13 protein-coding genes are annotated in these 11,497 nt (G+C 45.0%); 7 read left to right on the forward strand and 6 right to left on the reverse strand.

The window, feature by feature from the left end; genetic code table 11:
• Positions 1 to 13 precede the first annotated feature (13 nt).
• The 3 genes from DYB02_RS25475 to nirD are packed head-to-tail and all read left to right on the forward strand — an operon-like array spanning position 14 to position 3,716.
• A complete protein-coding gene (locus DYB02_RS25475) occupies positions 14 to 850 on the forward strand; it encodes an ABC transporter ATP-binding protein (RefSeq protein ID WP_029804157.1) in 837 nt (278 codons plus the stop codon).
• 10 nt (positions 851 to 860) lie between these two features.
• The gene (gene nirB / locus DYB02_RS25480) at positions 861 to 3,380 is read left to right on the forward strand and encodes a nitrite reductase large subunit NirB (protein WP_029804154.1); all 2,520 of its coding nucleotides are present in this window, start codon (positions 861 to 863) and stop codon (positions 3,378 to 3,380) included.
• The gene (nirD, locus tag DYB02_RS25485; protein ID WP_025500164.1) at positions 3,381 to 3,716 is read left to right on the forward strand and encodes a nitrite reductase small subunit NirD; all 336 of its coding nucleotides are present in this window, start codon (positions 3,381 to 3,383) and stop codon (positions 3,714 to 3,716) included.
• 101 nt (positions 3,717 to 3,817) lie between these two features.
• Here nirD and DYB02_RS25490 read toward each other — a convergent pair whose 3' ends face one another.
• Together DYB02_RS25490 and DYB02_RS25495 are read right to left on the reverse strand one after the other, a co-directional pair.
• The gene (locus tag DYB02_RS25490) at positions 3,818 to 4,222 is read right to left on the reverse strand and encodes a PPC domain-containing DNA-binding protein (protein WP_029804153.1); all 405 of its coding nucleotides are present in this window, start codon (positions 4,220 to 4,222) and stop codon (positions 3,818 to 3,820) included.
• A gap of 1 nt (position 4,223) precedes the next feature.
• On the reverse strand, positions 4,224 to 4,799 hold the full coding sequence (locus DYB02_RS25495; RefSeq protein WP_005463775.1) for a TetR/AcrR family transcriptional regulator: 576 nt from the start codon (positions 4,797 to 4,799) through the stop codon (positions 4,224 to 4,226).
• Positions 4,800 to 4,943: 144 nt separating this feature from the next.
• Between DYB02_RS25495 and DYB02_RS25500 the strand changes: the two genes are divergently transcribed.
• From DYB02_RS25500 to DYB02_RS25515, 4 genes are all read left to right on the forward strand, one after another.
• Positions 4,944 to 5,558: a glutathione S-transferase gene (locus tag DYB02_RS25500; protein ID WP_025504518.1), complete on the forward strand. Its 615-nt coding sequence runs from the start codon at positions 4,944 to 4,946 to the stop codon at positions 5,556 to 5,558.
• A 221-nt stretch (positions 5,559 to 5,779) separates the two neighbouring features.
• Positions 5,780 to 6,040: a hypothetical protein gene (locus tag DYB02_RS25505; protein ID WP_015313320.1), complete on the forward strand. Its 261-nt coding sequence runs from the start codon at positions 5,780 to 5,782 to the stop codon at positions 6,038 to 6,040.
• Between the two features lie 24 nt (positions 6,041 to 6,064).
• Complete coding sequence (locus DYB02_RS25510; RefSeq protein WP_029804151.1) at positions 6,065 to 7,285, forward strand: PP2C family protein-serine/threonine phosphatase; 1,221 nt, start codon at positions 6,065 to 6,067, stop codon at positions 7,283 to 7,285.
• On the forward strand, positions 7,278 to 7,772 hold the full coding sequence (locus tag DYB02_RS25515; RefSeq protein ID WP_029804149.1) for an ATP-binding protein: 495 nt from the start codon (positions 7,278 to 7,280) through the stop codon (positions 7,770 to 7,772). Before DYB02_RS25510 ends, DYB02_RS25515 begins: the two co-directional genes overlap by 8 nt.
• A gap of 27 nt (positions 7,773 to 7,799) precedes the next feature.
• On the opposite strand, the gene DYB02_RS25805 is transcribed toward DYB02_RS25515, so the two are convergent.
• From DYB02_RS25805 to DYB02_RS25535, 4 genes are all read right to left on the reverse strand, one after another.
• Positions 7,800 to 7,991, reverse strand: coding sequence for a hypothetical protein (locus tag DYB02_RS25805; protein ID WP_005499054.1), 192 nt, complete (start codon positions 7,989 to 7,991; stop codon positions 7,800 to 7,802).
• Between the two features lie 35 nt (positions 7,992 to 8,026).
• The gene (locus DYB02_RS25525; RefSeq protein WP_029804148.1) at positions 8,027 to 8,362 is read right to left on the reverse strand and encodes a hypothetical protein; all 336 of its coding nucleotides are present in this window, start codon (positions 8,360 to 8,362) and stop codon (positions 8,027 to 8,029) included.
• Between the two features lie 2 nt (positions 8,363 to 8,364).
• Positions 8,365 to 9,900: a response regulator gene (locus tag DYB02_RS25530; RefSeq protein WP_029804147.1), complete on the reverse strand. Its 1,536-nt coding sequence runs from the start codon at positions 9,898 to 9,900 to the stop codon at positions 8,365 to 8,367.
• A gap of 111 nt (positions 9,901 to 10,011) precedes the next feature.
• On the reverse strand, positions 10,012 to 11,497 hold a 1,486-nt coding region (locus tag DYB02_RS25535), incomplete at its 5' end, for a protein kinase domain-containing protein (RefSeq protein ID WP_115224164.1).

Here is an 11,497-nt window from a genome sequence, read left to right on the forward strand (position 1 = left end):
ATAGGGAAAATTCATGGAAAAAGCATTATTAGATCTAACGCGTTTAGGGATGCGATTCCCAACGCCAGATGGCGAATTCATCGCGCTTAAGAACGTCGATTTACAAATCAATAAAGGTGAGTTTGTATCCCTGATTGGTCACTCTGGCTGTGGTAAATCAACGGTTTTGAACTTAGTCGCAGGGCTGTACATGCCAACAGACGGCGGCGTGATCGTCGATGGACGAGAGGTGGCAGGGCCGGGACCCGACCGTGCGGTGGTGTTCCAAAACCATTCATTATTGCCTTGGCTCACTGTGTATCAAAACGTTGAACTCGCAATAAAACAAATTGCCGACAAAGAGGGTAAAGCGTGGATTCAGGAACAAGTGAATCACTATTTGGAGTTGATTCAAATGCAGCATGCCGCGCACAAAAAGCCGGATGAAATCTCGGGTGGTATGAAGCAGCGAGTTGGCATTGCGAGAGCACTGGCACTTCAACCAAAAGTTTTGCTGATGGATGAGCCATTTGGTGCGTTGGATGCGCTAACTCGTGCGCATTTGCAGGATGCACTGATGAAGATTCAAGCCGAGCTGAACAACACCGTCATCATGATCACCCATGACGTGGATGAAGCGGTGCTGCTATCCGACAAAATCGTGATGATGACCAACGGACCGGCTGCAACTATTGGTGAAGTGTTAGAAGTGAATCTACCTCGCCCTCGTGAGCGTGTTGCACTGGCAGATGATGCGCAGTATCAGAAGTGTCGACAAGCGGTGCTGAAGTTCCTTTACGAGAAGCAATCCAAAGTCGAGATTCCTGTTTCGAAAGAAGACAAACCCAAAACCGCAGCGCAAACGGCATAAGGAGGCAGCGATGAACAGTCCTTTAACGATCCCAGTAAAGAACGCATTGAGCCACATCGTTGTGGTAGGCAACGGTATGGTCGGGCAACACCTCGTCGAGCAATTAGTGCAGAAAAATGCGCATTTGGAGCACCGAATTACCGTGATTGGTGCAGAGCGTTTTATCGCGTATGACCGTGTACAGTTGTCCTCTTTGTTCGCGGGTAAGTCTCATGATGATTTAATGCTGAGTAACCAAGAATGGTACGACATGCATGGCATCCAACTGGTACTTGGCAGTCAAGTAACAGGCATCGACAGAGAGCAAAAGCGCATTCTGCTTGATGGTGAAGATGTGCTGGGTTACGACCAACTCGTGCTCGCGACCGGTTCGTACCCGTTTGTGCCTCCAATTGAAGGTAAAGACCGAGACAACGTGTTTGTCTACCGCACGCTTGATGACCTTTCACAAATCAAGAAGGCATGTGAAGGCGCAAGAACAGGCGCAGTGATTGGTGGTGGCTTGTTGGGTTTAGAAGCGGCAAACGCACTCAAACTATTGGGGTTAGAAACTCACGTTATTGAATTTGCACCCCGCCTGATGCCCGTACAGTTAGATGATGGTGCCGGCTTAGTGCTGAAAGAGAAGATTGAAGCGCTAGGGCTAACCGTTCACACCTCAACGGGTACGGAACGAATCTGCGATGGTGAAACGGCTAAGCATCGCATGGTGTTTAAAGACAAAGATCCTCTCGAAGTGGATGTGATTGTCTTTTCCGCAGGTATTCGCCCTCAAGATGAATTAGCAAGGCTGGCAGAGCTAGAAATAGGCGAGCGAGGCGGAATTGTGATTAACAACCAATGCCAAAGCAGCGATGAGAACATATACGCGATTGGTGAATGTGCCCTTTGGGAGCAGAAGATCTTTGGCTTAGTCGCACCCGGTTACACCATGGCGAGAACCACTGCCGATGTCTTGACTGGGATGCCGAGCGATGGTTTTAAAGGTGCAGACATGAGCACCAAACTTAAGCTGCTTGGGGTAGATGTGGCGTCTATCGGCGATGCACAAATGCAAACCGAAGGCGCACAAGAAATGGTATTGCAAGATGCGGTTGCAGGCATCTACAAAAAGCTGGTGGTTGATGCGAGTGGCACTCAATTGCTTGGTGCGATTCTCGTTGGTGACAACAGCGATTACGATGCGCTCTTACACTGTTATTTGAACAAAACGGTCCTGCCAGACCACGCGGCGAACCTGCTGTTTGATACTGGAATGCTTGATGGAGAGATGCCAGACAGCGCCATTATCTGTTCTTGTCACAACGTCACAAAAGGCGACTTAGTTGCCGAGATTCAAGCTGGCACTACCAACCTGACGTACCTTAAAGCCAACACCAAAGCCGGTACTGGCTGTGGTGGCTGTAGCAATATGGTGAAGTCGGTATTGGATACTCAACTGGCAGCCATGGGGGTAGAGGTTAACAACCACCTTTGTGAGCACTTTGAGCTCAGTCGCCAAGAGATGTTCCATATTTGCCAAGTGGAACAAATCAAAGACTTCGACACCTTAATTGCACTGCATGGCAAAGGGCATGGGTGTGATATCTGTAAGCCGACAGCGGCATCTGTGTTTGCTTCTTTGTGGAATGAACACATCATGGAGCCACAGCATCAATCTCTGCAAGATTCCAACGATGCCTTTATGGCGAACCTGCAAAAAGATGGCTCTTACTCGATTGTGCCTCGTGTGCCAGGCGGCGAAATCACACCAGACAAACTTATCGTGTTAGGCGAAGTTGCTCAGCAATACGATCTGTACACCAAGATCACTGGCGGTCAGCGCGTGGATTTATTTGGTGCGCAGTTAGAGCAGCTTCCTGAAATCTGGCAAACCTTGATTGATGCCGGTTTTGAAACAGGGCATGCCTACGGTAAATCGGTGCGCACCGTGAAATCGTGTGTGGGTTCTACTTGGTGTCGTTATGGTGTTGATGATTCGGTTGGATTAGCCATTGAGTTAGAGAACCGCTACAAAGGATTGCGAGCGCCCCATAAGCTTAAGTTTGCCGTATCGGGCTGCACTCGCGAGTGTGCAGAAGCGCAAAGTAAAGACATTGGGGTGATCGCCACTGAAAACGGCTGGAACTTATATGTGTGTGGTAATGGCGGCATGAGACCACGACACGCTGATTTGTTTGCATCTGACTTATCCAAATCAGAGTTGATCACCATGATTGACCGAGTATTGATGTTCTACGTCAGCACCGCTGATCGCTTGCAGCGCACGTCGGTGTGGATGGATAACATGGAAGGGGGCTTAGATTACCTTAAACAAGTGATTTTGGATGACTCTCTCAACCTATGTGATTCATTGGATGAGCAAATGGCGCGAGTCATAGATACCTATCAATGTGAGTGGAAGAGTACGCTGGATAATCCTCAAAAACTGCAACGCTTCCGTCCTTTCTTGAACAGCACGTCGGGCAGCAAAGTCTTACCGTATCAGCGTGTGCGCGGTCAGCGTATTCCCGTGAAACAGGAGGTGTAAATGGCAGCTTTAACCAAAGTGAAATTGTGTCAGCTTGATGACCTAATGCCGTTTATCGGTGCTACTGTATTGATTGAAGGCGAGCATGTCGCGTTATTCTACATTCCTGATAGCGGTGTTTACGCTGTTCAGGATTGGGACCCAATTGGTAAGGCTTATGTGATGAGTCGAGGGATTGTCGGTGATATCGATGGTGAGATGTGTGTTGCGTCACCACTGTACAAACAGCATTTCAGCTTAAAGAGCGGGCAGTGTTTGGAAGACGAGGCGCACTGTCTAAAAACGTGGCGAGTAACGGTCGACGATAATCAGGTCTGCTACTTAGCTAAGGAATGATTCCCGAATATTGCAACTTGGCTTGGCATAAGTGAATTCTTAGCGTAAGAGACAAGCGAATAAAGCTCCAGAGACCACACGGTAAGGCTCTGGAGCTTTTACTATTTGGAAGGATTCACTTGTAGTTCGGTATAGCCAGTCGAGTCGTCCATCGCTCTAGTGAACTCAAGTTCTGAGTAAGAATGGATGATCAATTCTGCGGTAGTATCAATCACTGTGCCTTCTAGCAAATGCCCACCCCAAACTCGTCCTTCACGATCAGACACCGAGATATGAACGTGCTGATGTTCAGCCGTGAGGGTTCCCATCATAGAGACGATTTCAAATGGATTTTGTTTGGTTAACGTACTCTCTGCACCTGCCAAACGAAGGTTGAGCTGAGAGATACAGCCAACGCATGAAGCAATCGAACCCGCTTTGATACCGTGCTTCTCGACCAATTTCGCTAGGCTCAGCTTTAAGTCCATGCCTTTGGTAAGACGTACTGCTATTACTTCAATCGACATATTACTTCCTAATCAAAACCAGCAAGCAGGAAAGCGCCGTATCCAAATCGGCATAACGTTTGGCTTTGCCAAGTACGCGCATGCCTTGCATGTTGTTGAGAACAAAACGGGCGAGTTCTTCTGGTTTCAACGTTTTCGGCACTAAGGTTTCTTTTTGCGCATTAGTCAGCGCATCTGCAATGATGTCGATAAGATGGTCAAACAAAAAATGCCCTTTGCGCAGTACGTCATCGTCTTCGCCAGCGTGCTCCACAAGCGCATTTTGGATAAAACAACCACAACTTCGCTTGCGTTGCAGCTCTGCAAAGGACTTAAGGAAAGACTCAAGTTCTGGCAGGGATGCGCCGTCTTTCTCTAAGTCGGTGAGTGAGGGCAACGAGACTTTTTTTAGATAAGCATCCAGTGCTTCGTAGTAAAGCTGCTGCTTATCACCATAGGTGTTGTAAAGGCTAAAGCGGTTGATATTCAACTCGTCAGTGAGATCAGAAATGGATGTATTAGCAAAACCTTTGCGCCAAAAAACGTCCATAGCGACTAAGAGTTTTTCTTCTCGATCGAAGTTGGCTTTTCTTGCCATATGCGTACCTACCTGAGCGGTTTTTCTCAAACCACTCCTAAACTTATTGAACAACTTTTTGGAAATGAAGTTCTTGACTGATCGTTTATAAACTGGCTACAGTATATCCTAACCAATCGGTTAGAAAAAGAAAAAGGATACAAAATGAAGCTCTATGAAACAGCAATGACTCCAAGTTGTAAGCGAGTTAGCATTTTTTTAAAGGAAATTGGTGGAGAGGTTGAGCGTGTCGCGTTGAACGTGCGTGAGGGTGATAATCTATCTGAATCTTTCAAGCAAAAAAGCGTGAATGGCAAAGTGCCATTACTGGAGCTAGACGGTGGCACAACGATCTGTGAAAGCGTGGCTATTTGCCGCTATCTCGATGAAGCGTTTGAAAATGACTTAGCTCTGTTTGGCGCAAATCAATTAGAACGAGCACAGGTGGAAATGTGGCACCGTGTCGTCGAGTTCCAAGGCCTTTATGCGGCATTCCAAGCGTTTCGCAACATTACGGCGATTTATCAAGATCGTGAAAATTGTGTGGCGGCGTGGGGTGAAGAATCCAAGTCTCGCGTCCTCGAGTTTTTGCCAACCTTAGATAAACGTTTGTCAGAGAGTGAATACATCGCGACAGACCAGTTTTCCGTTGTCGATATTACCGGTTATATTTTCATTGGTTTTGCGGTGAATGGTTTGAGTATTGAAGTCTTCGAGAAGTACCCAAACATCGCTCGCTGGTTTGAACAAGTGTCTGCCCGAGACGCATTCCAAAGCTAATTTTTTCGCAGCGAGCGTTTTCTCTCTCGCTGCGTATTGAACGCCAATGACAAAAAGGTATTCAAATACTTCAAGTTTTCTCTTCTTTTTTTACTCATCTCCTATAATTATTTTTATATACAACAACCTCAATAGGCTTCAATGCGTTTTAGAGCAGAGTGCTCTTAGTCTGTAGACGTTCTTTTCATTTAGAGATGTCTGGCAAGAGACAAGGAGAGGTTATGAATCTTCAAATCAAAACCATCAACAACGTACTGTTTGCTTCGCTCGTTGTTTCTATTTTTGGTTTAGTTGCGATGTACCTGAACTATACGCAGCAAAGTGATCAAATAGAGCAATTGCGCGGGCAGCTTATCGAAAAAGAAAATCAGATCGTCATTTCAAACGAAGCATTGTCTTACACCCGTTATCAACATCAACTTTTAGCCGAAGACTACAGTCGTTTTAGAGATGAGCAGTCAATAAACAGAGTTCTTCGTTAATCGCTACCAGTGTTAAGGAGAGAAATGAAACCAATCTTATTGGTCGACGATAGCAAAACGGTATTGCTTTACATGACCTCCGCATTGCAAAAGCAAGGGTACGAAGTTGTCGCGGTGGAGGACGGTGAGTCTGCACTTGAAGTCCTGACGCACCGAAAAGATATTCAGTTTGTTCTCAGTGACCTGATGATGCCTGGGCTCAGTGGTATTGATTTGTGTCGTCTACTCAAATCTGCGGCGTTTGAGCGGTATATCTTTTTTGTCCTGCTTTCTTCACGCAATGATCAGGGCTCGATTGTTAAAGGCATTGACGCTGGCGCGGATGATTTCGTAGATAAAAAAACATCGGTAGAAGAGCTTCAAGCACGCATACGAGCAGGGTTTCGTACTCTCGATTTGCACAATATGTTACTCACGAGAAATCAAGAATTAGACGTCGCTTACCAAACGATTCGACAAGATCTAGAATCTGCTGGTGATCTCATGAGGCAGCTTTTACCGGTAGAGCAGCAAATCGGAGCGACAAAATTAAGTTATTCCTATCTTCCTTGTTCTCAGCTTGGTGGGGATATGCTCGGTTATGCTGCGCTTGATGAGCAGCATGTGGCGTTTTATGTATTCGATGTTTCTGGGCACGGAGTCTCTTCTGCTCTGATGTCGTTTTCCATTCAAAAAACGTTATCTCGAAGCTGTGGGCCTGAGTCGGTAACGACAGATCTTGTCGAGGGCGAATATGTTGTTTCGGAGCCGAATGTGGTGGTGGAGAGGCTCAACCTTCGATATCAACAAACACCTGACAGCCAATTGTACTTCACAATCGTTTACGCAGTTTTGAATACTCAAACAGGCAAACTGAGGTACTGTACCGCCGGTCACCCTAAGTTCTTATGGCGACATCAATCAGAAGCAACCATTGATATGGTTGGTGATGAGAATTTTATAGTAGGCGCGTTAGCACCAATGCAATACAAGGGCGGGGAAATTACGTTAGAACCAAACGACTCGATTTGGTGTTTTTCTGATGGCGTGGTTGAAGCGCGGTACGACAATGAGCTTTTCTCTGTAAATCGTTTAATCGCGAACGTACAGAGCGTTTCTGGACTTCCATTTGAAGCACAGGTGTCTTCTGTCGTCGAAAGTATTAAACGTTGGCAAGTGAAGGAAGAGCTAGACGACGATTTGACGCTTTTACAACTTCAATGGTCTGGTCCAAACACGTCGACATGTGAGGGTGAGGATGACTGATTACGAGTTTAAAAAAACGTTTCTTAGCTCACTAAAATCTTCCCGTGAGGCGAGTAAGCAGCTTGCCGAGTTTCTCTTTCAACATCAGGTATTGATAAGTGATGTCCAACACCTCGAATTGTGCGTCGTTGAGGTGATGAACAATGCCTTTATACACTCCTACGATGAGCAGGAAGGCGAGCCGATTGAGCTCGAATGTGCAATCTTATCTGACTCTAAGTCTACTCACATCGAAATGCGTATTTCTGATTACGGTCGTCCTATTAAAAAATCGGTTTTCCAAGAGCATACGAATAAAGAAATAAAAGCACCAAGCTTGTTTGATGAAGACAGCTGGATGTCGTCAGGAAGAGGATTAATGTTAATAAGTAATCTAGTTGACAGTTTTCAGGTATTGAGAAGTGGTCGAAAAAACACGTTTGTATTGATTAAAAGGGAGGGACGCCTAACAACCAAGCAAAGTTCTGTCACTTTACCTGGTTCTTAGTTTTCGTCCATGACGAATTAGCTTTCTTTATTTGTGATCGGTGGTGGAAGCCGATGACAGAAGCGCTTCTAGTTCTTCTCTGGTCAACAAGTCTTGCGGATTTAGCATCCCGCTCTCGTCGTCCAAGGACATCTTGGTTCTGCTGATCAAATATCGCTTTTGAGTAGGAGTTAAGTCCTTGAGCGACTCAATCAACTCCTTGAAATGGTTGTTGTCCATGTTCATAATTTCCCCGTTCTAAGCCTTAAGGTGTTTTATTTTAAGTTTTCTAAGTAAGCGAAAATCTGCTTTTTAATTGTCACCAGCTCGTTATTAACTATAGTTATATCTTCGCATTCTGGTGCAGTATTGTTTCTTGTATTTGTTTCTATCTTCTCCAGCGCAACAACTGCGATATCTTCTCCAAAGCCTTCTAGAATGCCTTTCAAGCTGTGTGCCATCAGATACAGCTCTGGCCAATTTTGTTGTACGAACATTTCATTTAGTTGTGCTGTCGCATCAGAGTAATCCTCCAAGTACGTTGAAAAGACAGCAATGATGATGTCTACGTCATTGTCCATGTATTGATTGAGCAATTCGAAGTTGATCATTTTCACTCTCTATCGGTTATGTGATAGCTAAACGGTTCGGGTATCTGGCTAGAAAAAGAACCAGAGAGATAATCGCTTAACCATCGCGACCAATTTGGTGGCAATGCCCTTTGTTTTAGGAAGTTAACCACCGACTCCGAATTAGAATGGTATTGTTGGTCCGGCGCTGCCAGAGCGTTCAGTTTTGTCTCTACTGAAAATGGATAGTCGTATTCGTGTGGTACGATATTGCACTCTTGAAGTCGGACTGATGAACACGATTGATTGATGACTCCGAGCAAGCTGCGTCTGATAGAAAACTCACCAAAAAATGCTAATAGCGGAAGGGCTTGTTTCAATAATGCTATCGGCATTTGTGTTGGAATATCGTAAAAGTAACTCAATGACTCTAGCAATTTTAGGTGCGCTTCTGCCGCGCGAGACTCGACGAGAAGTAGCTTGCACTGCATGAGCTGCTTAAAAGCTAATAGACTGACTTGCTGCTCTTTACCCAACTGCTTTTGCGTGAGTAAACAGAGTTCATTCAGTTGAACAAGCACTTTCCTCTTGGTATGAATATGAGTAAGCGTTTTAAAATGGTCGCTGACTAAATCAACGTAAGAAGAAAGGACATTAAGCCATTGGGCATCGGTTTGTGATAAATGGGCTGCATAGGTACGGCCTAGCTCATAGAGATCTTCAAACAGGCCCAACTTGGCAGTAATTCGGGATGCTGAGAGAAAACGAGAACCATTACTTGGCGTGAGCGAAAAAGCTCTTTTTGCCAAACAGAGCGCATGTCGTTGTTGCCCCAAGCTTTCATAAAGACCGATCAAACTGTCAATGGCAGCCAAGCAGAGCGGATTCCGAGTTACATAATCAGCCAGAACTTTGACTGCTTCAGATATGTGGCCTTGATGATGCAACAAAAACGCGGTCGCACATACTTTACTTGCATGCTCTTTCTGACTGCAGAGAGGTAAATAATCCTCAAGTAGTGTGTAGTCACGTCTTTCAACTAAAGTATCGATAATCAGAGATTCAACACAAATACTGGACGCGTGGGTCTTGTGAAGCAAGATGACATCAGATAGTAAGAGAGGTTGTGAAGCCAGCAGTCTTGTTGTTACAGCGGCAATGTGCTGTTGTTCTTGCAGTGCTTGGAGCATTTTCGTGTAAAGTGCTTTTGTTTGAAGGGGTTTTGTTAGCAGGTGACGAACCCGCCCAGAGCTAGAAAGTGCTGTGAGAACTGTCTCTTTTGTGGCATCGCTAGAAATCATAAGCACAGCGGTTGTGTCTGAAATCAGTTGTGCTCTGCTCAGGAGGTGAACGAGATCCAAACCTGTATATTTTTCTGCAAGATGGTAATCAATCACTAAGAAGGAATAAAAGCGAGTTTTTGCGGCGAGCAAGGCCGCTTGCGTGTTAGTCACGCAAGTGATGTTAGAAGCTTTTGCGCCTAATGCAATGAGTTGGTGTTTCACTAGCAGTGATGATGTAGAACAGTCATCAACGACCAGGATATTGATATCACCAACGGCGACTCTCCCCTCGGCCAAAGTCTATCTTCCTTACTACAGCTACACTAATAAGCTAGTCATCTGAGTGCATAAAGGCAAGGCGTTTTTGAGGAATGGGGCTTAGAAGCCCCTTAAATGAGACAAAATTCGTTAACTTTGCTTGGAATCTTGCTCAATTTGTTTCATCAAATCGTTCGCTTTCTTCATTGCTCGTCTAGCGCTGGTGGTCTTTCTCTTATTCAACAGAATGTCGGAGAATTGTAGATACTTGTCCGCTGTTTGGAAGCGTAGGTCATTGATATCTTGGAATCCAACAGGGAAGTTTTCAGAGAATTTATCGACGTCTTTAACTAACTTATCCAAATGTACAGTGGTTCTTGCTTGCTTTAGGCGATAGTACAGGCCATCAAACTCGTCTTGATACAAGATACGAGCGGCATCGATAGGGAAAGGTAACGGATTACTCGAATCTATTGCCGTTTCATAGAGCTTCATTTCGAGCACCGCATCTTTCATCGCATTGCTTATTTCTAAGTTAGCTTTATGTTCATCGCTATTGGTAAAGAACGTGTTGCCAACCTTTATCAATGTTACTAATGCCGCCGCATCACGATCTTTCAACGCGTCACTTAAGTGTTTACCAAACACGTCACTAGAAAGTGAGGTCGGTACGAAAGGGTAGTCCTGATGGATCTGGTTTAGCTCTTCTTTTAGCTCATAGATAGACTTGGTATCTTCTTCCTTATCGTAACGTGATTTCTCCAAATGACTGTTAATCTGACGAGCAATAGAAAGTAGAGTAGAGTGCTTGCTTGATTGAATGTCTAATGCAAGAACTTCGATTTTATGTGAGTCCGGGTAGTAGCCTTTGGCCTTTTGTAAAATAGCCTCAATCTCATCGTAATTCGGATAGCTAGTCGCATCGGAATTGAGTACATCGTCTATTTCTGATTCAAATTGACCGAGTAAATAGGGCTTATGTAGACGGAGCAACCCAGCTTTAATTAGAGGGTGAAGGGAAGCGTCACCATCGATTAAAGAGCGGCTATGCTCTGGCGAGGTACTTAATAGCAGCTCTGCATTTTGGATAACTTCGTTTTGTTGACTAAGCTTTGCTTCTAGATCGGAAATGGCAACTTGCTGTTGGTTGTAGACTAATCCAAGACCTGCCACAAACAACAAGCTGGCTGCGACACCAGTGGCCAAGGGCCAATGCTGCTTGTTCAAACGACGCTTAACTGTCTTTGCATTAAAATCAGCTGGAATTGTGCCAGTTGAAAAAATCTTCGAGAAAATCGGCCACTTCGCTATTGGCATATTTGCTGGTTTAGAGACCTTAATATTTTTCTTTAGTGCTTCATTAACTGGTGTTCTTGAATATGGATGCTTACAACTCAACAATTCATACGTAATACAACATAAGGCGAACATATCATCGCTTATGTTTGGTTCTTTTCCTGAGAGCAGGTTGAGTGAGGCGTAGTTAGGCGTGTAGCCCAGCGTTTCTAGATCTTCTGTTTTACGTTTTGCTGCATACTGATCCTGTTTGATCTGGTGAGTTTTCGACACACCAAAATCCAAAAGCTTTACATGGCCTTCGGAGGTCAAAATTACGTTGGCTGGTTTTAAGTCGGCG

The sequence above is a fragment of the Vibrio parahaemolyticus genome, assembly GCF_900460535.1.
Taxonomy (GTDB): Bacteria; Pseudomonadota; Gammaproteobacteria; order Enterobacterales; family Vibrionaceae; genus Vibrio; species Vibrio parahaemolyticus.